The sequence below is a fragment of the Falsiroseomonas algicola genome, assembly GCF_011040385.1.
GTDB classification, from domain to species: Bacteria; Pseudomonadota; Alphaproteobacteria; order Acetobacterales; family Acetobacteraceae; genus Falsiroseomonas; species Falsiroseomonas algicola.
The window spans coordinates 345,348-368,849 of the sequence record NZ_JAAIKB010000003.1 but is presented as its reverse complement, the minus strand read 5'-3'; the positions used below and the strand labels follow the sequence as shown (position 1 = coordinate 368,849).

Sequence of the window (23,502 nt, the reverse complement as noted above, 5' to 3'; positions counted from 1 at the left end):
TCCCCCAGCCACTCCAGTGAAATCGCAGAAGCGCAGAGGCCGCCGGAAGCCGCGCCTTCAGCAAGGCGCGCCGATCGTCGGTCAGCGCCCGCGCGGTGCCAGTGCGAAGCCGTCCTGCCCTGGTGTCTCCGCCCAGGCCCGGAAAGCGGGCGACGGCTCGACGCGGCCGCTCCGCAGCAGCTCGAGCCAGACGCCGCACGCCTCGAGGAACCGGTTCACGCCGCAGGGCCACATGGCCAGGCTCATCGCCTCCGCCATCTTCGGCTCCGGCACCCCCTCGCCATAGGCGGCTTCGAGGTCGGCGGTCAGCGGCCAATGCGCGCCGCGCGCCGCGTGGATGCCCAGCAGGGCCAGCCGCGCGAGATACGCCGGCACGTCCAGCCCGGCGATCAGCGCCGCCGTGCCGCCGCGATAGGCGCGGGCCGCCGGCACCTCGGGGAAGTAGCCCTGCCAATGCCGGTCGAGGAAACCGAAGGTCTCCGCCCCGCGCGCCCAGGCGACCAGGCGGAATACCGCCTCCGCCTGGGGTCCCGTGCCGCCGGTGCGGAAGAACAGGTCCACATGGTGGGTGCCGACATGCTCCTCCGCCGCCGTCAGGATGGCGAGCCAGACGAACTCCTTCTCGAAGGGGTCGAGGTGGCGTTCCGTCAGCGTCAGCGCCTTGTACATGACGCCATAGGCGTCCTGCAGGTCGGGCATGGCGGCGGCCATGGCGCCCTGGTGGGGCAGGACATAGCCGCGGCGCGCGCGGAACTCCTCGAGCCGTGCCCGGACAACCTCCGGCGGGGTCGGGTCAGCTGGCACGGATGCCGGCCGCCTGGATGACGCCGCCCCAGCGCTGCCGGTCGGCGGCGATAAGGTTGGTGAAGTTGGCCACCGGGCCGCCCATGATCTCCATCCCCGCTTCCACCATCTTTCCGCGCGTCCCAGGATCCGCCAGCGCCGCCTGCAAGGCGCTGTTCCATGCCGCCAGGATCTCCGCCGGCATGCGGCCCGGGCCACAGAAGCCGAACCAGTTGCTGACATCGTAGTCCGGCAGCCACTGCTTGATCAGCGGCAGGTCCGGCAGGGCGGGCGCCGCGGCGCTGCCGCCGAAGGCGATGCCGCGCAGCGCCCCGCTGCGGATCTGGCCCAGGAATTCCGGCATGTTGCCGATCATGAAGCCGATGCGGCCCGCCACCAGGTCCGTGATGGCCGGCGCGCCGCCGCGATACGGCACATGGGTGCATTCCACCCCCGCCTGCCGCGCGAAGAGTTCCGCCGCCAGATGCGGGCTGGAACCGACGCCGGCCGAGCCATAGGCCACTGCTTGCGGATGGGCCCGCGCATGCGCGATCAGGCCGGGTACGTCCCGGAACGGCGCCTGCGGATAGGCCACGAGGATCTTGTAGATGCCGGCCAGGCTCGCGATCGGGGTGAGGTCCGTCTCCACATTGATCGGCATCGTCACGCCGGGAAGCTGCGGGGAGACCGTCAGCATCGCCATCGTCGCCAGCACGACGGTATGGCCATCGGGCGCCGCCCTCGCGCAGGCCTCGGCGGAGATGATGCCGCCGGCGCCGGAGCGCGTCTCCACGATCACCGTCTGGCCCCATTGGGCGCGCAGCGCATCGGCCATCAGCCGGCAGAGCAGGTCGCCGGCGCCACCGGGCGCGAAGCCGCAGAGGATCCTCACTTCCCGCGCCGGCTTCCACCCGCCCTGGGCGCGCGCCGGCAGCGCGGCGGCGCCACTGGCCGCAAGCAGCGCACGGCGTGAAACAGCCAGACTCCCGATGGGCATGCGGCGTCTCCTCGTCATGGTGAATCCGGCCAGCAACCGGATGCTCCGTGAGCCTAGGTGGGATACCAACCGCATACAACAGCGCTGACGACGGGCCCGCCTGGCGCGGCTCAACGCCGCGACGGCGCCTGTTCCAGGAAGGCCAGGAAGTGGGGATCGCTCGCATAGGCCACGTTCACGCGCATCATCGCGGGCTGCTGGTCCACGCCACGCTCCGGCCGGAAGATCGAGCCGGGTGCCAGGAAGATGCCCTCGGCCGAGGCGCGGTGGCAGATCTCGGCCTCGTCCAGGCCCACGGGAAAGGGCACCCACAGATAGAGCCCGCCCCCCGCCGGCGGCGCCACCGGCCAGCCGGCCTGCGCCATCTGCCGCACCGCCAGCGCCGTCGCCGCCTCCACCCGCTGCCGCAGGCGGCGCAGGTGCCGCAGGTAGTGACCACCCTGGATGAGATGCGCGACGAAGCGCTCCGCATAGGTGGAAGTGGACACGACCGTGAGCATCTTGAGATCGTTCAGCGCCGCCACCACGGCCGGCGCCGCCGCCACGAAACCCACGCGCAGCGATGCCGAGAGGGTTTTCGAGAAGGTACCGATGCTGATCACGCGCCGCAGCCCGTCCAGCGCCGCCAGCCGCGTGCTGGCCGCGGGCAGGAGGTCTGCGAAGGGGTCGCATTCCACGATCGCCACGCCGTGCCGTTCCGCCGCGGCCAGCACGCGATGGGCGATGGCGGGCGACAGCGTCCCGCCGGTCGGGTTGTGCGCCAGGGACTGGGTGAAGAAGGCCTTCGGCCGGTGCTGCGCCAGCCTCGCCAGCAACTCGTCCGGGTCCGGGCCCTCCGCCAGGCGCCGCACGCCGACGGCTCGCAGCCGCGCCAGCTGCAGCTTGCCGAAGAGCGGATAGTAGCCGGGGTCATCCACCAGCACCGTGTCGCCGGGCTCCGCGATGTGCCGGATGACGAGGTCGAGCGCGTGGTTCGCGCCCATGGTCGTCAGCACCTGGTCGGGCGCGCAGGAGATGCCGCGTTCGACCAGCGACAGCGCGATGCGTTCCCGCAGCGGCAGGAAGCCCCAGGAACTGCCATAGCCATGTTCCAGGCTGCCGCCCGGCCGCCACTTGCCGCCCGCGAACTGCGCCGAGAGTTCGGAGCCCTCCATCCAGCCGGGCGGCGGGCGTCCATCGCCCGGCCGGACCCTGTGCTGGGCTTCCAGCTGTTCCCGCAGCAGGGAGACGGTATCGATCGCCTCCGCCAGGTGCGGCGGCACGCGGGCGCGCGCGGGGCGCGCCGTGGCGGCGGCGAAGTAGCCCGCGCCGCGCCGCGGCTCCAGATGGCCGGAGGCGACCAGCCGGTCATAGGCCTCCGCCATGGTGTTCTTGGAGACGCCGTGATCCTCCGCGGCGCGCCGGACGGAGGCCAGCTTCTCCCCGGGCTTCAGCAGGCCGCGCTCGATCGCATCGGCGATGCGATCGACGATCTCCTGCACCCGTGTCGTCGGCCTTGCTCCCATGACCCCCTTCGCCCGCCGCCGCGCGCATCCTTCGCGGTGGCGCAGCGGATGGCTAGCCCGCCCGGAGCTTGGCCAGTTCCTCCGCCGCCACATCCGGCCGTACCTGGCGGCGCGCGACCAGCAGCGCGGCGAGCTTCTCGACCTCCGCCCCCGTCGCGCCGGCGGCGATCGCCACGTTATGCGCATGCAGCGCCATGTGGCCCTGCTGGATGCCGACGGTCGCCAGCGCCTTGATCGCCCCGAAATTCTGCGCGAGCCCGACCGCGGCCATGATCCGCGCCAGCTCGGCCGCGGTCTTCACGCCGAGGATCTTCAGGCAGGCCTGCACCGTCGGGTGGATCCTGGTGGCGCCGCCAACCAGCCCGACCGGCATCGGCATCTCCAGCATCCCCGCCAGGGATCCGTCCGCCGTCACCTCCCAGGTCGTCAGGCTGGTGTAGCGGCCATGGCGGGCGGCATAGGCATGGGCGCCCGCCTCCACTGCGCGGGTGTCGTTGCCGGTCGCGAGCACCACGGCGGAGACGCCGTTCATGATGCCCTTGTTGTGCGTCGCCGCGCGGTAGGGATCGGCCTCCGCGAACTGGTAGGCGGCGATCATGCCGTCCCGCACCGCGGCGCCGCCGATCGCCTCCACCGGCCAGACCGCCCGCGCCCGCGCCAGGCGGCGATCCGCGAGGTTGGACAGGATGCGAAGGAAGACCTTGCCGCCGGTCCATTGCTCGATGGAGGGCGCCAGCGTCTCCGCCATGGTGTTGACGGTGTTGGCGCCCATGGCGTCGCGCGTGTCGATGATGAGGTGCGTCACCACCATCGGCCCGCCCTGGGAGGGTACGACGCGCACCTCCACATCGCGGAAGCCGCCGCCGAGCTTCACCAGCATCGGGTCGCAGCCGTCGCAGATCGCGGCGATCTCCTCCCGGTGTTCCAGGATGCGGATGCGCGCATGGCCGGGATCGGGCACGCCGACCAGCTGCACCTGCGCGATCATCAGGTTGCCGGAGACGGAGGTGACGAAGCCGCCGCTGTCGTAGCATTGCCGGGCGGAGTTGCAGACCGCGGCGACGACGGAGGATTCCTCCGTCGCCATTGGCACCAGCACGTCCCGCCCATCCACCTTCATGTTCGTCGCCACGCCCACGGGAATGGCAATGGTGGAGACCGTGTTCTCGATCATGTGGTCGGCGAGATGCGCGTCGATGTTGCCGCTGCGGCCGAGCTGCGCGACGGCGGCATCATCGAGGCCCGCGAAGGCCGCGACCGCCGCCAGCCGCTCCTCCATCGTCATGCGGTGGAAGCCAGAAATGCGGGAGGTGAGGTTGCTGAGCGACATGATCCGGTCCTGAGGGGGTGGCTGGGAGGGAGCGCGAAGGCCCCTATTCCAGCTTGATCCCGGCATCGCGGATCACGCTGCCCCAACGCGCCGTATCGGCGGCCAGCGTCTGGCGCAGCATCTCCGCATCGCCGGAGACGAGTTCGACGCCCTGCTCCGCCAGGCGGGCGCGGTTCGCCGCATCATCCGTCGCGGCGCGCAGCGCGGCGCCGGCGCGATCGATCACCGCGGCGGGCGTGCCGGCGGGGGCGAAGAGGCCCTGCCAGAAGAAGACCTCGAAGCCCGGGATGATCTCGTTGATCGGGGGCAGAGCGGGATAGTCGGCCAGCCGGGTCGGCGCCGTGACGGAAAGGCCGCGCGTCGCACCCTCCCGCAGCGTCGGCGCGGCTTCCTGCGGCGCCTGGAACATGGCGTGGACGCGGCCGGCCCGCAGGTCCAGCGCCGCCGGCGCACCGCCGCGATAGGGAACATGCACGATGTCGATGCCGGCACGGGCCTTGAACAGCTCCAGGCACAGATGGCTGACGGCGCCCGTGCCCGGGGAGGCGAAGAGCAGCTTGCCCGGATTGGCCTTGGCGTAGTCGATCAGCTCCGCCGTGCTGCGCGCGGGGATCGAGGGGTGCACGTGCAGGATGAAGGGCGTGCGGAACACCATGCCGATCGGATCGAGCTCCCGCCCCGGATCGCGCGGCGTCAGCGTGGGCTGCAGGGTCTGGTTGATGGCGAGCGTCGTGGTGCCCATCGCCAGCGTGTAGCCATCCGGCCGCGACCGGGCGACGTAGGTGGCGGCGACGGAGGTCGCGGCACCAGGCCGGTTGTCCACCACCACGGGAACGCCGAATTCGCGCGCCATGCGCTCCGCGACGGCGCGGGAGGCGAGGTCGGTGACGCCGCCGGGCGGGTAGCCCTCGACGATCGTCACGGCGCGGTTCGGCCAGGCGCCGCCGGTGGCCTGGGCCTGCCCGGGTCGGGCCTGGATCAGCGCCGGCAGGCCAAGGCCGGCGGCAAGCATTGTGCGTCGCAGCATGGGGCGTCCCTCCTCGAAGGCTTTGTCGTTGCCTGAGGAGTGTCCCAGACGGCGCCGGAACAACAGGGACAGTCGCGGCCGATCTTTCTGGGACAGTGGGGGCCGGCTGCCCGGCCCCCTTGCTGTCAGACGATGTCCGGCAGGCCTTCCAGCAGCTTGTCGAGCGTCACCGGATAGTCGCGCACGCGCACCCCCGTGGCGTTGTAGATCGCATTCGCTACCGCGGCGCCGACGCCGCAAAGGCCGAGCTCGCCCACGCCCTTGGCCTTCATGGGGGAGGAGACGGGGTCGGTCTCATCCAGGAACACCACCTCCTGCTGCGGGATGTCGGCATGCACCGGCACCTCGTAGCCCGCGAGGTCGTGGTTGACGAAGAAGCCGTGGCGCTTGTCGACCGCCAGCTCCTCCATCAGCGCGGCGCCGACGCCCATGGTCATGGCGCCGATCACCTGGCTGCGCGCCGAGATCGGGTTGAGGATGCGGCCGGCGGCGCAGACGGCCAGCATGCGGCGCACCCTCACCTCTCCGGTAAAGGCATCGACCGCGACCTCCACGAAATGGCCCGCGAAGGTGGATTGCTGGAAGCGCTTCGACAGGTCGCCGAATTCGATCCTGTCCTCCGCCACCAACTCCTGCGCCGCGGCCGCCTCCTCCAGCTTCACGCGGCGGTTGCCCGCGCGCACCTCGCCATCGCTGAAGCTGGCATCGGCAGCGTTGAAGCCGAGGCGCTGCGCCACGGCCTCCCGCAGCTTCACGCAGGCGGCATAGACGCCGGCGGTGGAGGAATTGCCGCCGAACTGCCCGCCCGAGCCCGCCGAGACCGGGAAGTCGGAATCGCCGAGCCGGACGCGGACGCGGTCGAGGCCGACACCCATCATCTCCGCCGCCGTCTGCGCGATGATGGTGTAGCTGCCCGTGCCGATATCGGTCATGTCGGTCTCGACCGTGACCATGCCATCGGTGCCGAGCCGCACCCGCGCGCCGGACTTCACGACGAGGTTGTTGCGGAAGCCCGCCGCCATGCCGAGCCCGGTGAGCCAGCGCCCGTTGCGCTGCCGCCCGGGGCTGGCGTTGCGCTGGGCCCAACCGAAGCGCTCCGCCCCTTCCCGCAGGCAGCGGATCAGCTGGCGCTGGGAGAAGGGGCGGCTTGGATCGGAGGGATCTACCTGGGTGTCGTTGAGGATGCGGAACTCGACGGGATCGAGGCCGAGCCTCTCCGCCATCTCATCCATCGCGACTTCCAGCGCCATCATGCCCGGCGCCTCGCCAGGCGCGCGCATGGAGTTGCCCTCGGGCAGGTCCAGCTCCGCCAGGCGCATCGCGATCAGCCGGTTGGCGCCGGCGTAGAGGAGTTTCGTCTGCGACACCGCCGTCTCCGGCTGTCCGTCCGGCAGGTCGCCGGACAGGCTCTCATGCGCGATGGCGGTGATACGCCCGTCGCGCCCGGCGCCGATGCGGATGCGCTGGATGGTGGCGGGGCGATGCGTGGTGTTGTTCGCGACCTGCGGCCGCGCCAGCGCCAGCTTCACGGGCCTCCCCGCCGCGCGCGCGCCGAGCGCCGCCATCACCGCATCGGCGCGCAGGAACAGCTTTCCGCCGAAGCCGCCGCCGATATAGGGGCTGTCCACCCGCACATCCTCTGGCTTCAGGCCGAGCGTGATGGCCAGGTCGCGCCGCCACCACGCCACCATCTGCGTGGAGGTCCAGATGGTGAGCTTCCCCCCATCCCACGCCGCGATGGTCGCATGCGGCTCCATCATCGCGTGGCTCTCGTCGGGCGTTGTATAGCTCTCGTCCAGCGTGACCTCGGCCCGCGCGAAGGCGCCTTCGAAGTCGCCGACGCGCTCATCGGCTTCCTCGGCGCTCGCCTGCTTGCCATCGGCATCGACGGGTTTCGCCTGCGGCCGCGCAGCGGTGAGGTCGAAGCGCCCCTCCCCGCGCGCATATTCCACGCGGATCAGGCCGGCGGCATCGCGCGCCTGCTCGAAGCTCTCCGCCACCACGACGGCGATCGCCTGGTGGTAATGCTGGATCTCCGCGCCGCCGAACAGGAAGGCGGTGTTCATCTTGCCCTTGGGCAGTTGCGCCATGTCCAGCGTGGTGACGATGGCGATGACGCCGGGCGCGGCGCGAGCGGCGTCGGTCTCCATCGATACGACGCGGCCCTTGCCGATGCCGGCACCCAGCACATGGCCATAGGCCTGGTTGGGCGCGACGTCGTGGCGTTCATAGGCATAGGGCGCGCGGCCCGTGGTCTTCAGCGGACCCTCGATGCGCGTGGTGGGGCGGCCGACGACCTTGAGCTGGTCGATCGGGTTGCTGGTGGCGGGGGTGTCGAACTTCATGGCTCAGCTCCTCGCCTCATCCAGCACGCCCGCCAGCGTCCGCTCCGCGAGCCGCAGCTTGAACGCGTTCTCATGCGTCGGACGCGCGCCATCCAGGATGGCGACCATGGCGGCGCGTGCACCGCGGGGCAGCTCGCCCTCCGCCGCCTCCACCCGCCAGGGCCGATGCGCCACGCCGCCGAGTGCGACGCGGCCGCTGCCATCCGGCTGGACGATCGCGGCGACCGAGACCAGCGCGAAGGCGTAGGAGGCGCGGTCACGCACCTTGCGATAGAAATGCCGACCACCCACGGGCGCGGGCAGCGTCACAGCCGTGATGAACTCACCGGAGCGCAGCGTGGTGTCCAGATGCGGCGTATCCCCGGGCAGGCGGTGGAACTCGGCGATCGGGATGCGGCGCTCGCCGCCCTCCCCATCGATCGTCTCCACGATGGCATCGAGCGCCCGCATGGCGACGGCCATGTCGCTGGGATGGGTGGCGATGCAGGCATCGCTGCTGCCGATCACGGCGAGCTGCCGCGTGATGCCGCCGATCGCCGCGCAGCCGCTGCCGGGCTGGCGTTTGTTGCAGGGCTGGGCGGTGTCGTAGAAATAGGGGCAGCGCGTCCGCTGCAACAGGTTGCCGGCCGTCGTCGCCTTGTTGCGCAGCTGTCCCGAGGCCCCGGCCAGCAGGGCGCGCGACAGCACCGCATAGTCCCGCCTCACCCGCGCATCCGCGGCGAGGTCGGTGTTGCGGACCAGCGCCCCGATGCGCAACCCGCCCTCCCCCGTCTCCTCGATGCGATCGAGGCCGAGATGGTTGACGTCCACCAGATGGGTGGGCGCCTCGATCTGCAGCTTCATCAGGTCCAGCAGGTTGGTGCCGCCGGCGATGAAGCGGGCCCCGGGGCGTTGCGCCGCGGCAGCGGCCTCCGACGGCGTGCGGACACGCTCATAGGTGAAGGGCCTCATGCGGGCCTCCCCGCCACATCGGTGATGGCGTCGAGGATGTTGGAATAGGCCCCGCAGCGGCAGATGTTGCCGCTCATCCGCTCCCGGATCTCGTCGGCCGTCAGCGCAGGCGCGGCGTTGAGGTCCTCCGTCACATGGCTCGGGATGCCGGCCTTGATCTCCTCCAGCATGGCGACGGAGGCGCAGATCTGGCCGGGCGTGCAGTAGCCGCACTGGTAGCCATCATGCCGCACGAAGGCTTCCTGCATCGGGTGCATCGCCTCCGGCGACCCCAGGCCCTCGATGGTCGTGACGGCGTCGCCATCATGCATCACGGCCAGGGTCAGGCAGGAATAGATGCGCGTGCCGTTCACCATCACCGTGCAGGCACCGCACTGCCCGTGGTCGCAGCCCTTCTTGCTGCCGGTGAGGTGCAGCTGCTCCCGCAGCGCATCCAGCAGCGTCGTCCGAGGATCGAGGTCGAGGTGGCGATCCTCCCCGTTCACCCGCAGCGTCAGGGCGGACGGCGTCGTTCCGGTCGCGGCCGCTGGCGCGGCAGCCGCTCCGCCGGCGGAGGTCATGGCAGCCGCTCCCGCCACCAGCGTGCGGCGCGACAGGGCTATCGGGTCGGGCGGTGTCATGCGGGTCTTCCTTCAGTGACGGGCGGCGACAGGGGCGCCCGAGGCGGGGCGCCAGTCCATTCACGGAAACTCATGGAGTGCGGCGCCATCCGTCGGCGGTGCCTCGCCTCGGATGCGGGTACAGCGATGGCGAAGATTGCGGACACAACCGGCGGCATCGTGCCCCGTTGCGGCAGCGCGCCATCACGCCGACGTCATTCCACCTGCCGCCCCCTGGCTTCCCCCGCGGCAGGCGCGGCTCCATGCTGACGGCGTGACGGGACAGGAGACGCCAGGAGATGCTGGCAGGGGGCTGCGCGACCGACTTGGTTCGGGCGCCGTGATGTCGCTGCGCGACCGTACGGCGATCACCGGCATCGGGGAGACCGCCTATGCGCGCGGCTCCACGCGCCACCCGACCGCGCTGCTGCTGGAGGCGTCGCTGCGCGCGATTGCCGATGCGGGCCTCTCGCCCCGCGACATCGATGGCATCATGCCGATCGGCACCAGCGGCGCCTCGGCCGAGGAGATCGCGACCAATCTCGGCATCGATGATCTCCGCTACACCGCCGTGACACCGATGGGCGGCGCGGGCGGCATCGCCTCCGTGCAGACGGCGGCCGCGGCGATCCAGGCCGGGCTGTGCCATCACGTGCTCGTCGCGGCGGGGCGCAACACCTCCATCGCCGCCCGTGTCGGTGCGCGCATCCACGCCATGCCGCAATTCCACCTGGTGACGGAGTTCGAACTGCCGCTCGGCGCCATCGCCCCTGCGCAGCTCTATGCGCCGATGGCACGGCGGCACATGGAGCTGTTCGGCACCACCAGCGAGCAGCTGGGCGAGATCGCGGTCGCGATCCGCGGCCACGCCCTGCTCAACGACAACGCCATCATGAAGAAGCCGATGACGCTGGCGGACCACCAGGCCAGCCGCATGATCGCGGATCCCTTCCGGCTGCTGGATTGCAGCCTGGAAAGCGATGGCGGCGCCGCCTTCATCGTCAGCGCCGCCGACCGCGCCCGCGACCTGCGCGCGCCGCGCGTGCTGGTTTCCGGCATCGCGGAGGGCCATCCGGACAGCCCCAGCGCCATCACGCAGCGGCCGGACATGACGCGGCTCGGCATCGCCAAGGCGGCGCCGCGCGCCTTCGGCATGGCGGGCGTCACCCCAGCCGACATCCAGGTGGCGGAAATCTATGACTGCTTCACCTGGGTCGTGCTCTGTCAGCTGGAAGACATGGGCTTCTGCGCCAAGGGCGAGGGTGGCGCCTTCGTGCAGGGCGGACGCATCGCCCTTGGCGGTGCGCTGCCGGTGAACACCCATGGCGGGCTGCTCAGTCAGGCGCACATGATCGGCATGAACCACATCGTGGAGCTCGTCCGGCAGTTGCGGCACGAAGGCGGCCGCGCCCAGGTGCCGGGCGTCGAGCTCGGCGTGGCGACGGGCTATGGCGATCTCGGCGATGGCGCCCTGATGATCGCGCGGCGGGGGTAGGCAGCATGTCCGAGACGACGAAGCCGGCGCCGCACCCCTCCCCGCTCACGCAGCCCTATTGGGATGGGCTCAAGGCGGGCGTGCTGCGGGTGCAGCAATGCGGGGCCTGCGGGAAGCTGCGCCACTACCCCCGCTACCTCTGCGATGCCTGCCACAGTGCCGAGGTCACCTGGAAGGACTGCAGCGGCCGCGGCGCGGTGCATAGCTGGACGGTCGCCCACCACCCCTTCCACCCCGCCTTCAAGGCGGAGCTTCCCTACACGCTGGTGGTGGTGGACCTGGAGGAAGGCGTCCGCGCCATGGGCCGGTTCCTGGGCGATACCCCGCGGCTCGGCCAGGCGGTCACGCTGCGCGGCATCGAGGGAGCGGAGGGCTTCACCCTGCCGGGCTTCGCGCCCGCCTGAGCGGCTTGCCACCGGACCCATCCCGCGGGCAGTGTGGGATTGCCCCCGGATGGAACCCGCATGCCGTCGCGCTGCCTGTCGCGATCAGCCGCCCCATGAATGAGGGCCGGCGCCCCGCCACCTCCACCGATGTCGCGCGCCGCGCCGGCGTCTCCCAATCCGCGGTCAGCCGTGCCTTCACGCCCGGCGCCTCCATCGCGGAGGAGACGCGCCGCAAGGTGGAGGAAGCGGCCCGCGCGCTGGGCTATCGCCCGAACGCCATCGCTCGGTCCCTGACCACCAGGCGCAGCCGGATCATCGGCATGGCCGCTGCCTACCTGCAGAACCAGTTCTATCCGGAGGTGCTGGAGGCGATGTCGCGCGGGCTGCGCGCCCGCGGCTACCAGCTGCTGCTGCTGATGCCCGAACATGGCCGCCACGCCGACCCGCTGCTGGAGGAGGTGATGGCCTGGCAGGTGGATGGGCTGATCCTGGCCTCCACCACCCTCTCCTCCGCCCTGGCGGAACAGTGCCGCCAGGCCGGCATCCCGGTCCTGCTGTTCAACCGCACCACCAGCACCGCGCATGTCTCCTCCGTGACCGGGGAGAATCACCGGGGCGGCCAGCGCATTGCCGACCTGCTGGTGGCGGGCGGGCATCGGCGCTTCGGCTTCGTGGCCGGCATCGAGAATTCATCCACCAGCCAGGAACGCGAACGCGGCTTCACCGAGGGGCTGGCGCGGCACGGCTTCGACTTGCCCGCACGCGCCGTCGGTTCCTACAGCTTCGAGGCCGCTTCCGCCGCGGCGCGCAACCTGCTCGCCCGGGCCGATCGCCCCGACGCCATCTTCTGCGCCAATGACCACATGGCGATCGCGGTGGCGGAGGTCGCGCGGCACGAATTCGGGCTGCGCATTCCGGAAGACCTGGCGCTGGTCGGCTTCGACGACACGGCGCCCGCGAAGTGGCGCAGCTATGCCCTCACCTCCTTCTCCCAGCCCCTTCAGCCCATGGTGGATGCCGCCGTCGCCCTGGTCTGCGAGATGATCGAGAACCCCGCAGCGCCGACGCGCCAGGCCGTGGTCCCGGGGGAGCTGGTGATGCGCGCCAGCACGCGCCTGCCGGAAAGCGGCTGGCTGGACCGGGATGGCCAGCGGATCTGGCGCGGCCACGAAAGCGGCTGACCGAGGCTTGCCAGGATGGCCGGCCTGTCGCTAGCCTTGCATACGCATGCAAGGCCCGGCCCAAGCCGCGGCCAGGGAGGACAACGCGCCATGGCGCTGCATCGTCGTGAGATCCTGGCCGCCGCCACGGGCGGCGCCGCACTGGCCCTCGCCGGCAAGGCACAGGCTTCCGTGACTGCCACACCCGGGCTGCGCCCCGGCAAGCCCTTCGCGGGGACGGAGCTGAAGGTGCTCTGCGTGGTGGCCAGCCAGTTCCGCGCGCATGAGGCGCGGCTGGCCGCCTTCACCGAGCAGACCGGCATCACCGCGAAATACACCTTCGTGCCCTTCGCCAGCATGCGCGAAGCGCTGACGGCGGAGATGGTCGGCGGCGGCGGCGACTACGACCTGGCCATCGCGATGGACCAGTGGGTGGCATCGCTGAACAACCTCTTTGACCCCATCGACGACATCGTCCGCACCAAGGGCATCCCGCTGGATCGCTGGCCGGAGGCGCATCTCCGCCAGGGCCGGGTGAACAACCGCCTGCTGGGCCTGCCGAGCCGCGGCCATGTGCAGTTGCTCTTCTATCGGAAGGACCTCTTCGAGAAGCACAATTTGACGCCGCCCGCGACCTGGGAGGCGCTGGTCGAGACCGGCCGCGCGATCCAGGAGAAGGAGCCGGGCATCAGCGGCGTCTCCGTGCCCTATGGCCGCGGCAACGGCCAGAATCTGATGGTCTGGTACAACTTCCTCTGGGGCCGCGGCGCGCAGTTGTTCGACGCGCAGGGCCAGCCCGCCTTCAACAGCGCCGCCGGCCTGCAATCCGTGCAGGACTACGTGGACCTGCTGCGCCGCCACCGCATCGCGCCCGCCGGCAGCCTCTCCTTCGCGGAGCAGGATTCCGTGAACTTCATGGGCCAAGGCAATGCGGCCATGCTGCCGGTCTGGTGGTGGGTGCGCTCCACGCTGGTGAACCCGCAATCGAGTCGGCTGACCGAGGCGCAGCTCGGCTTCGCGCCCATGCCGAGCTACGCCGGCCGCCCGCGCACCACCTTCACCAATACCTGGGTCTGGGGCATCAGCCGCCGGTCGCGGCGCAAGGAAGCGGCGGCGGAGCTTCTCACCTGGATCGCCAACCCGGCGCTGGAGAAGGAGGTGCTGCTCGACCCTCGCGAGAGCGACGTGGTCGCGGTGATGCAGCCGAACCTGGTGGACGATCAGGTGAATGCCCGCTTCGGCGGCATGCACCGCTTCGCCGCGGAAGGCCTGGCGAGGACGGAGAGCATCACCTTCGGCCCCGAATGGCCGCAGATCGCCGAAGCGCTGGAGACGGCGATGAGCGAGGCAGCGTCGGGCAGCCGCACCGTGCCGGATGCCTTCAACGCCGCCGCGGCGCAGGTGCGGCGCATCGTCCGCCGCGGCTGACACGCATGCGGGACCGCTGGCTGAAATACGTGCTGATCCTGCCGGCGGCCCTGCTCGTGATGGGGACGACGATCTGGCCGCTCGGCGTCTCCCTGGTCACCAGCTTCCGGGACTGGCGGCTGACGCGGTCGCTGACGCCGGGCCCCTTCATCGGCGTCGAGCACTACCTGATCGCACTCACCGATGATCCGGACTTCGCCAATGCGGCGAAGGTGACGGCGATCTTCACGCTGGTCGATGTCGCGGTCACGGTCGTCTCCGCGCTCGGCCTCGCGCTGCTGCTGCGGCGCGCGGGCGTGCTGCACAGCGTCACGCGCGCCGTGCTGATCCTGCCCTTCGCGGTGTCGCCGGCCCTCGTCGGCATCTCCTTCCGCTTCATGTTCAACGCGGAGATGGGCGTCTTCACCTGGATGGCGGGTGCGATCATCCCCTGGCTGAAGGGCTTTGTCTGGCTGGCCGATCCCGTCGCCGCGCTGCTGGTGCTGATGTTCTCCGACGCCTGGCGCTGGGTGCCCTACATGACGCTGGTCGTGCTGGGTGGCCTGGCGGCCCTGCCGAAGGAGCCGGAGGAAGCCGCCCGCATCGATGGCGCGACGGAGTGGCAGGTGCTGCGGGACGTCACCATCCCCGCGCTGCTGCCGGTGCTGGCCGTGGTCGCCATCCTCAAGACCGTCTTCGCGCTGAAGATGTTCGACCAGGTGGTCACGCTCACGGGCGGCGGTCCGGGGCAATCGACGGTGACGCTCGCGCATCTCGTCTTCTCCATCGCCTTCCGCTGGTACGACATGGGCTATGCGAGTGCGGTGGCCTGGATCCTGACCGCGCTGCTGGTCTTCCTCGCGGTCTGGTACATGAAGCTCATCCTCCGCAAGCCGGGGGGGCACTGAGCATGGACCGCAACGCTCAGGCGCGGCGCCGCCGGATGCTGTGGCGCGGCGTGGAATCCGCGCTGCTGCTACTGGTGCTGTTCCTGATCCTGTTCCCGATCCTCTGGATGGCGCTGACGGCCTTCAAGCGGCCGGTGGACCTCTTCGACCTCACGGTCTTCTTCACCCCGACGCTCGACAATTTCCGCACGATCTTCGCGCATCCCTGGAACATCGGGCAGACCTTCCTGAACAGCCTGGTGGTGGCGGGGCTGACGGTGCTGGTCTCCATCCCGGCTTCGACCCTCGCCGCCTATGCCTTCAGCCGGTTCGAGATGCCCTTCAAGGGCGCGCTGTTCTTCACCATCTTGGCGACGCAGTTCATCCCGGCCGTCGTCGTGGTGCTGCCCTTCTACCTGCTGTTCCGCGACCTCGGGCTGCTCGACACGCATCTCGCGCTGGTCGTCGTCAACCTCGCCATCGTCACGCCCTTCGCGGTCTGGATGCTGAAGGGCTTCCTCGATGCCGTGCCCACGGAGTCCGAGGAAGCGGCGATGGTGGATGGCGCGACGAGGCTGCGCGTCATCATCGACATCGTCGTGCCCATGGTCTGGCCCGGCGTCGTCGTCACCGCGGTGTTCTGCTTTATCCTGACCTGGAACGAGTTCCTCTTCGCCCTGATCCTGACGCGCGACGATGCCGTGACGCTGCCGGTCGGCATCACGCGATTCCGGACGGAGCGCGGCGACCTGTGGGAGCTGATCGCGGCCGCCGGCATCCTGATCTCGATACCCATGTTCTTCCTGTCTTCCGTCATCCAGCGGCACTTCGTCCGCGGCATGACGGGCGGCGCCGTCAAGTGAGGCCGATGTGGCGGATGTAGCCCTTCTCAACGTCACCAAGCGCTGGGGCGGCTTCGTCGCGGTGCGGGACCAGTCGCTCGCCATTCGCGATGGGGAGTTCATGGTCCTGCTCGGCCCCTCGGGCTGCGGGAAGACGACGACGATGCGCATGATCGCGGGGCTGGAGGAGCCGACCAGCGGCGACATCCTGATCGGCGGCCAGCGCGTGAACGATTTGCCGCCGCGCGACCGTGACATCGCCATGGTGTTCCAGTCCTACGGCCTGTATCCGCACATGACCGTCGGCGACAACATCGGCTATCCGCTGAAGCTGCGCGGCATCAAGGGCGCGGAGCGCGACGCGCAGATCAAGGCCGCCGCCGCCAAGGTCGAGCTCGGCGACCTGCTGCACCGCAAGCCGAGGGAATTGTCGGGCGGCCAGCGCCAGCGCGTGGCTCTGGCCCGCGCCATCGTGCGCCGTCCGACCGTCTTCCTGATGGATGAGCCGCTGTCGAACCTCGACGCCAAGCTGCGCGTCTCCACACGGGCGGAGATCAAGCACCTCCAGCACGAGCTCGGCGTCACCACCGTCTACGTCACCCATGACCAGATCGAGGCGATGACGCTGGCGCACCGCGTCGCCGTCATGAACCAGGGCGAGATCCGGCAGCTCGACACGCCGGAGGTCATCTATGACCGCCCCGCGGATCTCTTCGTGGCGGGCTTCATCGGATCGCCGCCGATGAATCTCGTCACCGGTCACCACGGCGACGGCGTCTTCACCGCCCCCGGCGGCTTCCGCTTCACGACGCGGGTCGGCCACCATGCCGGCCCTGCCGTGCTCGGCGTGCGGCCTGAGGATGTAACGGTGGCACCCGCCGGCGGTGGCGACCTCGATGCCAGCATCTATGCCGTGGAACTCACCGGGGATGCCGTCCTCGTCACCGTCATGGCCGGCGAGGCACGGCTGATCGCCAAGGCCGATCGCGCCTGGCGGGCGGAGATCGGCAGCACCGTCGCGCTCCGCCTCGATGCCACGCGCCTTCACCTCTTCGACGCCGCCACCACCAGGCGCCTCAATCCGGAAGCCCCCCGATGATCCAGCATCGCCTGATCCGCTACGCGGACCTCATCCCCTGCCGCAACGCCTTCGTGGACAGCCGCACCCCCGGTTCCGACCAGAAGGAGAACTTCACGCTCATCGGGCCTGGCGTCAGCGAGAATCCGAACCAGCACGTCCACATCCCGGAACCGCACGGCTTCAACATCGGCGGCGCCCGCCAGCCGCCCCGCTGCCTCAACAGCCAGCACAGCCATGAGACGGCGGAGGTCTTCATCGTCCACAAGGGCCGCTGGCGCATGATCTTCGGCGTCAACGCGGATGAGGGCGAGGCGGTGATGGAGGAAGGCGACACCATCTCCATCCCCACCCACATGTATCGCGGCTTCGAGAATATCGGGGAGGAGAGCGGCTTCCTCTTCGCCGTGCTCGGCCGCGACAATCCCGGCAAGGTCACCTGGGCACCGCGCGTCTTCGAACTGGCGCAGCAATACGGCCTGGTGCTGCTGGAAGGCGGGCGCCTCGTGGATACGACCATCGGCGAAAGCGTGCCCCCCAACGCCGTGCTGCAGCAGCCCCCCGGGCCGGAACAGATCGCACAGCTCGCGACGCCGCCCGCCGACCGGCTGCGCGGCTGCGTCGTCAAGGCGGCCGACCTCCACGCCAACCCGAACTCCCCCCTCGCGCGCGCCGGCGTGGAGGAACTGCCGATCATCGGCCCCGCGACGACGGGCGATGGCTTCGAGCCCGGCCCGATCATCGGCTGGTGGCCGCATGGCTTCAACTTGCGCGCGCTGCGCCTCGAATCCGGCGCCGCCGTGCCGTCCCACACGCGGCAGGAGGAGGAGGTGATCTTCGTCCATCGCGGCGTCCTCCAGGTGACCACGCCGGAGGGCGAGATTATCATGGGCCCGGGCGACACCTTCACCACGCCGAAGGGCATGCCCCGCGCCTTCCGCGCCAGCTCCTCCAACGGCGTCGCCGCCTATGTCGTCCGCGGCGGGGATTCGCCGGCAGCGCCGGAGTTCGTCTGATGGCCCTCATCCTGACGACGCATGTGGGGTCGCTCCCCCGCAGCCAGATCGTCGCCGATTTGCTGTTCGCCCGCGAACGCGAACAGCCCTTCGACCCCGCCGCCTATGACCAGGCGATGGAGGAGGCGACGAATGCGGTGCTCGCGAAGCAGGCCGCGATCGGCATCGACCTGCCCTCGGATGGCGAGACCTCCAAGATCTCCTACGCCACCTACATCAAGGACCGGCTGACCGGCTTTTCCGGCGACAGCCCGCGCCGCGCCCCCGCCGATCTCCAGGACTTTCCGTCCTTCATGGAGAAGCTGTCCAAGGCCGGCGGCACGCCGACCTACCGCCGGCCACGCTGCACGGCGCCGATCACGGTGAAGGACATGGCGCCGCTGGCGCGCGACCTGACGGTCATGAAGGCGGCGATGCACAAGGCCGGCTACCGCGACGGCTTCATGAACAGCGCCTCGCCCGGCGTCATCGCGCTGTTCCAGCCCTCCGACATCCATCCCGACATCGACAGCTACATGGAAGACCTGGCGGAGGGGATGCGCCACGAATACGAGGGCATCGTCGCCGCCGGCCTCACCGTGCAGATCGATGCCCCCGACCTCGGCCTCGGCCGCCACATGCTCTATCCCGAGATGAGCGAGGAGGATTTCCTCCGCCGCGCCGCGCGCCATGTCGAGATCATCAACCACGCGCTGCGCAACATCGATGCGAAGCGCGTCCGCCTGCATATCTGCTGGGGCAACTACGAAGGCCCGCACACCCGCGACATCGCGCTGGCGCGCGTGCTGCCGGAACTGCTGAAGCTGAAGATCGGCGGGCTTCTCTTCGAAGCTTCGAACCCGCGCCACGCGCATGAATGGACGGTGTGGCGCGACACCAGGCTGCCGCCGGACTGGGTGCTGATCCCGGGCTGCCTCGACAGCACCACCAACTTCGTGGAGCACCCGGAGCTGGTGGCGCAGCGCATCGAGACCTTCGCGCGCCTCGTCGGGCCCGACCGCGTCATCGCCGGCACGGATTGCGGCTTCGGCACCTTCGCGGGCTATGGCGCGGTGCATGGCGACATCGCCTGGGCGAAGCTCGGCTCCCTCGTCGAAGGCGCGCGGATCGCGAGCAGCCGCCTGTAGCGGCTACTCCTCCTCCTCGATCATCCCCGCCGCGACCTGCAGCGCCCCGTCACCGGGGCAGGCAAGGGCGCGGCGCTGGAGATGCGCGCTGCGCTGCATGGCATAGGGGTCGATCGCCTGCGCATCGGCGCTGTCCAATGACCGATGCATCTCCGCATAGCCGTGGAAGGACGATCCCGTCTGCCAGCCCAGCACGACCTCCGGCCCCACCGCCTGCGACAGGGCGAGGCCGGTGGCGAAGGTCGCCGCGGCGTCACGGAGTGTCGAAGGGCCGAGCACCGGCAGCACCAGATAGGGTCCGCTCGGCACGCCCCAGCCGCAGGCGGCATCCGCCAGGCCGTAGGGCCGCGGCGGCAGGCCACGCTCCCGCGCCACGTCCCGGACGCCACCATAGCCCAGCACCGTGTTGATGCCGAAGCGCTGCAGCGCGTTTCCGGCGACGGCGAACTCACCGCCCGCCAGGCCGGCGATCGCCGTCACCGGCTCCCCCAGATTGGCAAGCGCCTGGCCGATGCCCTGCCTGACTTCCGCCGGCACCTGCTCGACATAGAGGCGGGCCGCGGGCGTCAGGACATGGACGCGCAGGAGGGTGTTGAAGCCATGGGTGTAGCGGTTCACCCGCTCCAGCGGATCACCGCCATTCGCCGCGGCAGGCATGGCCGAGCCGACTGTCATGGCAAGGCCCAACACCACGCCGGATACCGCCTGTCGCCGCATCAATCGCTCCCGCTGCAACGCGCGGAACGGCAACGATACAGCACTGCCCGGGTTGCATCGCCCGTGTAGCACGGGCGCGGATATCGCCGGCAGGCCCGCACGCGTCAGCCGGGACGGAAGCCCTCGACGGCCGGAACTGTCGCGATGCGGGGCCCGATATCCTGCCAGGCGAGGCGACACTGCATCGCGAGCGAGGCAGGATAGTAGAGCGTCGCCTCCTCCACCCGCGGCAGCGCCGACAGCCGCCCCATGACCGTCGCGACAGTGAGCTGCGCCACGGCCTGGATGCCGACATCGCCCCGATAGGGAGCGATCAGGTTGCTGCGGAGATCGACCCAGGCCGGCGCCGCCGCGTGCTCGGGCTCCGCCCAGAACTCCGCCAGCGCGAGGAGCGCGGGGGCCGCGACGCTGCCGGACCAGATGAGGTGCAGCGGCACCCTCACCCCGTCATAGGAAAAGCGCGGCGCGGGACCTGGCGCCAGCACCGGGCGGCCATCGCCGCGGGACAGCGCGACCCAATCTGCCGGCAGGCGCCAGCGACCGAAGCGGGCACGATCCGCGACCTGCCGGCCCATCGCCTCCAGCCCGGCCCAGGTCGGGCTGGGCACCAGCGCCGCCAGGGCGCGGAACGCGTTGGGCATGGCGTAGCCCGGGTTCACCAGGACATGGTCGGGCTTGAGGAAGCCCTCCGCCCCCGGCAGCAGCACCGGCCCATCGGCATGCGGCAGCACCAGGCGCTTCAGCACATCCCGCGCCACCTGCGCGGCCAGCCGCCGATACTCGCCGGAGGACCAGCGTCCTGCCGCCTCCGCCAGCGCCCAGCCCGCCAGCAGATCGCCATCCGTGGCGTTGTTGAGGTCCGCCACCGGCACCGCCGCGCCGGGCTGATAGCGCCAGGCCAGCAGCGAATCATCCGGGCGCCGCAGCGCCTGGCGGCTGAAGCGGAGCAGCCGGTCGAAGGTCGCGCGATCATCGAAGCGGACGGCGAAGAGCATGGCCGCCCCCTGCCCTTCCGAATGGGTGGCGCCAGCATTGCCATTGTCCACGACGCGGCCATCATGCGTGATGAAGCGTCGGCGGAAATTCTCCCAATCCGCCGCCTCCGCCAGGCCCCCAGGCTGGATCGGCTGGGCCGTGGCGGCATGGCCGGCCAGGATCGCAGGCGCAGACATCAGCAGGCACCGCCGGCCGATCATCAGGGATATCCCCTTGCCGGCATCCAATGACTGTACCCGTCACGCCACGCCAGCATTGTCCCCCTCGCGGCCCCTGTCGTACCGCCATGGTTACGCTCCGCTTCCGCGCCGGTTCGACGCAGGTTTTGTTCGGTTTTGTAGGCGGGCTGTGCCGCGGGGGTGTGGCGTGGAGCCGGCATGCTAGCATTCCAACGGTATGGAACCTTCAGCGCACCGTGCCGAGTCAACGCTGCCCGGCAAGACATCTCACCTCGCCGCCGTGCTCGACGAATACCCGCAGCGCGACGCGGTCATGGCGTTGCTGGGCCGCCTGCGTGACCACCACCCCGCGAGCGTCGGCCACTCCGTGCGGGTCGCCCAGGCCCTCCACGCCATGGCGCTGGAGGGCCCTGCCTATGTCGGCGATGTCGCCACCGCGATGATCGCCGGGTTGCTGCACGATATCGGCAAGCTTCGGGTTCCCCCGGCCACACTGGATTCGGAGCGAGGGCTGGACAAGGTCTCGCTGGACCTGATCCGCGCCCATCCGGAGGCGGGCGCCGCCATCCTGGCCGAGGCCGGCCTGCCGCCGGTCATCATTGATGTCGCCCGCGGCCACCACGAACGCTGGCGCGGCGGCGGCTACCCCGGCGGCCTTCCGGCCACCGCCCAGCCTCCGCTGGCCCGGGCCGTCGCAGTGGCGGACGCGCTGGTCGCCATGGTGGAGCCGGGCCGTCCCTACCGGAAGCCGCTGCCCCGCGATGCCGCGCTGCTGGAACTGGAAACCTGCGCCGGCCTGCATTTCGACCCGGAGGCCACCGCCATCCTGATCGCCGCGGCGTCACGGCGGCATGGCGGGCTGGACGCACTCCTCGGCGCCTGAGGTTACGCCCCGGCACCAATTCTCCCGTGTCGACATGGTTAATTTTTCCCGGTATGGTTGTATCGATCCGGCCGCTTCAACGGAGGTCGAGCAGCCCGTGCCGCTACAGCGCCCCCTTCTCCTGCTGGAGGATGACCCCGACACGGCTGCCGCCATGCATGAGGCGCTCACCTCGGATGGCTGGCGCTTGGAGATGGCCGAGACGCTCGCGGCCGGCCGAGCGACCCTGGCCGCCGCCAATCCACGGATTGTGGTGGTCGATCTCGGCCTTCCCGACGGTAACGGCATCGCTTTCGTGCAGGAAGCGGCGCGGCGACCGGATATCGGCATCATCGTGGTCAGTGGCCGTTCCGCGGAAGTCGACCGTATCGTGGGGCTTGAGGTGGGCGCCGACGACTACCTGACCAAGCCCTTCTCTCTGCGGGAAATGGTGGCCCGCGTCCGCGCCCTGAGCCGGAGGCTCGACACGGTCGCCGCGCTGGCCCGTCCCGCTGCCGTGCCGCCGCCTCCCGGTGCCTGGGACATTGTCGGCCTGCGGCTGGAACCCACGCGCCAGCGGATCGTCGCCCCGGATGGGCGGGAGATCCGGCTGACAGGCGGCGAGGCCTCCATGCTGCACCTGCTGCTGGAAGCGCCGGAGAACCTGGCCGATCGGGCCAGCATCTCCGAACGCGCGCTCGGCCGGCGCCTGTTGCCGGACCAGCGGGGCGTGGACCAGCTGGCCTCCATGCTGCGGCAGAAGCTGCGGGAGTCGTCCCGTGGCCAGGTCACCGTCGCCGCGGTGCGCGGGCGGGGCTACCGCCTGGCCTGGTAGCCGCTACCCCCGGAGGTGGCAGGCCACCCAATGGCCGTCGCGCGCCTGGCGCAGTTCCGGCACCACCGTCGAACAGGGGTCGGGTTTCGCGATCGGGCAGCGCGTGTGGAAGTGGCATCCGCTGGGCGGGTTGATCGGGTTTGGCACATCCCCCTGCAGGCGGATGCGCGTGCGCTTCACCGTGGGATCCGGGATCGGCACGGCCGAGAGCAGCGCCTCCGTATAGGGGTGCAGCGGCGTGTCGTAGAGGTCGCGGGAGGAGGCGATCTCGACGACGCGGCCGAGATACATCACCGCCACCCGGTCGCTGATGTGCTCCACCACCGACAGGTCATGCGCGATGAAGAGGTAGGTGAGGCCGAACTTCTCCTGCAGGTCCTCCAGCAGGTTCACCACCTGCGCCTGGATCGAGACATCGAGCGCGCTGACGGGTTCGTCGCAGACGACGAGCTTGGGGGAAACCGCGAGCGCGCGGGCGATCCCGATGCGCTGGCGCTGGCCGCCGGAGAATTCATGCGGGAAGCGCCGCATGTGGTCGGCGTTCAGCCCGACCGTCTCCAGCAGCTCGACCACACGCTCCTCGCGCTCCTGCCGCGTCTTCGCCAGGCCATGGATGATCAGCGCCTCCGCGATGATGGCGCCGACGGTCATGCGGGGGTTCAGGCTGGCGAAGGGGTCCTGGAAGATGATCTGCAGGTCGCGCCGCAGCGTGCCGAGCTGGTTGTGATCCAGCGCGGTGACGTTGCGCCCCTGGAACCAGACCTCGCCATCGCTGGGCTCGATGAGGCGCAGGATCAGGCGGCCGGTGGTGGATTTCCCGCAGCCGGATTCACCGACCAGGCCCAGCGTCTCCCCGGGCGCGAGGTCGAAGGACACGCCGGAGACGGCATGCACCTGGCCGATCGTCCGCCGCAGCAGCCCGCCCCGGACGTCGAAGCGCTTCTGAAGGTTGCGGACGGACAGCAGCGGTTCGGTCAT

The 23,502-nt window shown here is 70.4% G+C and carries 22 protein-coding genes; 11 read left to right on the top strand and 11 right to left on the bottom strand.

The window, feature by feature from the left end; all coding sequences use genetic code 11:
* Nucleotides 1–81 precede the first annotated feature (81 nt).
* The 8 genes from G3576_RS10320 to paoA all read right to left on the bottom strand — a co-directional run bounded on the left by G3576_RS10320 (nucleotide 82) and on the right by paoA (nucleotide 9,558).
* On the bottom strand, nucleotides 82–804 hold the full coding sequence (locus G3576_RS10320) for a hypothetical protein (protein WP_164694302.1): 723 nt from the start codon (nucleotides 802–804) through the stop codon (nucleotides 82–84).
* Complete coding sequence (locus tag G3576_RS10315; protein ID WP_164694301.1) at nucleotides 794–1,780, bottom strand: Bug family tripartite tricarboxylate transporter substrate binding protein; 987 nt, start codon at nucleotides 1,778–1,780, stop codon at nucleotides 794–796. The genes G3576_RS10320 and G3576_RS10315 overlap by 11 nt, the downstream gene beginning before the upstream one ends.
* A gap of 110 nt (nucleotides 1,781–1,890) precedes the next feature.
* Nucleotides 1,891–3,285, bottom strand: a complete 1,395-nt coding sequence (locus G3576_RS10310) for an aminotransferase-like domain-containing protein (RefSeq protein ID WP_164694300.1) — start codon at nucleotides 3,283–3,285, stop codon at nucleotides 1,891–1,893.
* A 52-nt stretch (nucleotides 3,286–3,337) separates the two neighbouring features.
* Nucleotides 3,338–4,615, bottom strand: coding sequence for a hydroxymethylglutaryl-CoA reductase, degradative (locus tag G3576_RS10305; RefSeq protein WP_164694299.1), 1,278 nt, complete (start codon nucleotides 4,613–4,615; stop codon nucleotides 3,338–3,340).
* Nucleotides 4,616–4,658: 43 nt separating this feature from the next.
* Nucleotides 4,659–5,642, bottom strand: coding sequence for a Bug family tripartite tricarboxylate transporter substrate binding protein (locus tag G3576_RS10300; protein WP_164694298.1), 984 nt, complete (start codon nucleotides 5,640–5,642; stop codon nucleotides 4,659–4,661).
* A 125-nt stretch (nucleotides 5,643–5,767) separates the two neighbouring features.
* Entirely contained in the window at nucleotides 5,768–7,987 is a 2,220-nt protein-coding gene (paoC, locus tag G3576_RS10295; RefSeq protein WP_164694297.1) for an aldehyde oxidoreductase molybdenum-binding subunit PaoC, read from the bottom strand.
* A gap of 3 nt (nucleotides 7,988–7,990) precedes the next feature.
* The gene (locus tag G3576_RS10290; RefSeq protein WP_164694296.1) at nucleotides 7,991–8,938 is read right to left on the bottom strand and encodes an FAD binding domain-containing protein; all 948 of its coding nucleotides are present in this window, start codon (nucleotides 8,936–8,938) and stop codon (nucleotides 7,991–7,993) included.
* Nucleotides 8,935–9,558, bottom strand: coding sequence for an aldehyde dehydrogenase iron-sulfur subunit PaoA (gene paoA, locus G3576_RS10285; RefSeq protein WP_164694295.1), 624 nt, complete (start codon nucleotides 9,556–9,558; stop codon nucleotides 8,935–8,937). Before paoA ends, G3576_RS10290 begins: the two co-directional genes overlap by 4 nt.
* Before the next feature lie 322 nt (nucleotides 9,559–9,880).
* Between paoA and G3576_RS10280 the strand changes: the two genes are divergently transcribed.
* The 9 genes from G3576_RS10280 to G3576_RS10240 all read left to right on the top strand — a co-directional run bounded on the left by G3576_RS10280 (nucleotide 9,881) and on the right by G3576_RS10240 (nucleotide 18,935).
* Nucleotides 9,881–11,032 carry a thiolase family protein gene (locus G3576_RS10280; protein WP_164694294.1) on the top strand — a complete coding sequence of 384 codons (1,152 nt, stop codon included), beginning with the start codon at nucleotides 9,881–9,883 and terminating at the stop codon, nucleotides 11,030–11,032.
* 5 nt (nucleotides 11,033–11,037) lie between these two features.
* Complete coding sequence (locus G3576_RS10275) at nucleotides 11,038–11,436, top strand: Zn-ribbon domain-containing OB-fold protein (RefSeq protein WP_164694293.1); 399 nt, start codon at nucleotides 11,038–11,040, stop codon at nucleotides 11,434–11,436.
* A gap of 95 nt (nucleotides 11,437–11,531) precedes the next feature.
* Entirely contained in the window at nucleotides 11,532–12,599 is a 1,068-nt protein-coding gene (locus G3576_RS10270; protein WP_164694292.1) for a LacI family DNA-binding transcriptional regulator, read from the top strand.
* Between the two features lie 90 nt (nucleotides 12,600–12,689).
* Nucleotides 12,690–14,006 carry an ABC transporter substrate-binding protein gene (locus G3576_RS10265; RefSeq protein ID WP_164694291.1) on the top strand — a complete coding sequence of 439 codons (1,317 nt, stop codon included), beginning with the start codon at nucleotides 12,690–12,692 and terminating at the stop codon, nucleotides 14,004–14,006.
* Between the two features lie 5 nt (nucleotides 14,007–14,011).
* A complete protein-coding gene (locus G3576_RS10260; protein ID WP_164694290.1) occupies nucleotides 14,012–14,893 on the top strand; it encodes a carbohydrate ABC transporter permease in 882 nt (293 codons plus the stop codon).
* Between the two features lie 2 nt (nucleotides 14,894–14,895).
* Complete coding sequence (locus tag G3576_RS10255; protein ID WP_164694289.1) at nucleotides 14,896–15,735, top strand: carbohydrate ABC transporter permease; 840 nt, start codon at nucleotides 14,896–14,898, stop codon at nucleotides 15,733–15,735.
* 7 nt (nucleotides 15,736–15,742) lie between these two features.
* Nucleotides 15,743–16,813 carry an ABC transporter ATP-binding protein gene (locus tag G3576_RS10250; protein WP_164694288.1) on the top strand — a complete coding sequence of 357 codons (1,071 nt, stop codon included), beginning with the start codon at nucleotides 15,743–15,745 and terminating at the stop codon, nucleotides 16,811–16,813.
* Nucleotides 16,810–17,808 (top strand): cupin domain-containing protein, encoded by a 999-nt coding sequence (locus G3576_RS10245; protein ID WP_164694287.1) that lies wholly within the window; start codon nucleotides 16,810–16,812, stop codon nucleotides 17,806–17,808. Before G3576_RS10250 ends, G3576_RS10245 begins: the two co-directional genes overlap by 4 nt.
* A complete protein-coding gene (locus G3576_RS10240; protein WP_164694286.1) occupies nucleotides 17,808–18,935 on the top strand; it encodes a cobalamin-independent methionine synthase II family protein in 1,128 nt (375 codons plus the stop codon). Before G3576_RS10245 ends, G3576_RS10240 begins: the two co-directional genes overlap by 1 nt.
* A gap of 3 nt (nucleotides 18,936–18,938) precedes the next feature.
* Here G3576_RS10240 and G3576_RS10235 read toward each other — a convergent pair whose 3' ends face one another.
* Nucleotides 18,939–19,652 carry an MlaA family lipoprotein gene (locus G3576_RS10235; protein ID WP_164694285.1) on the bottom strand — a complete coding sequence of 238 codons (714 nt, stop codon included), beginning with the start codon at nucleotides 19,650–19,652 and terminating at the stop codon, nucleotides 18,939–18,941.
* Nucleotides 19,653–19,756: 104 nt separating this feature from the next.
* A complete protein-coding gene (locus G3576_RS10230) occupies nucleotides 19,757–20,824 on the bottom strand; it encodes a glycosyl hydrolase family 8 (protein WP_164694284.1) in 1,068 nt (355 codons plus the stop codon).
* 220 nt (nucleotides 20,825–21,044) lie between these two features.
* On the opposite strand from G3576_RS10230, the gene G3576_RS10225 reads away from it, so the two are divergent.
* Nucleotides 21,045–21,710, top strand: coding sequence for an HD-GYP domain-containing protein (locus G3576_RS10225; protein WP_164694283.1), 666 nt, complete (start codon nucleotides 21,045–21,047; stop codon nucleotides 21,708–21,710).
* A gap of 97 nt (nucleotides 21,711–21,807) precedes the next feature.
* The gene (locus G3576_RS10220; RefSeq protein ID WP_164694282.1) at nucleotides 21,808–22,524 is read left to right on the top strand and encodes a response regulator transcription factor; all 717 of its coding nucleotides are present in this window, start codon (nucleotides 21,808–21,810) and stop codon (nucleotides 22,522–22,524) included.
* A 3-nt stretch (nucleotides 22,525–22,527) separates the two neighbouring features.
* On the opposite strand, the gene G3576_RS10215 is transcribed toward G3576_RS10220, so the two are convergent.
* On the bottom strand, nucleotides 22,528–23,502 hold the full coding sequence (locus tag G3576_RS10215; protein ID WP_164694281.1) for an ABC transporter ATP-binding protein: 975 nt from the start codon (nucleotides 23,500–23,502) through the stop codon (nucleotides 22,528–22,530).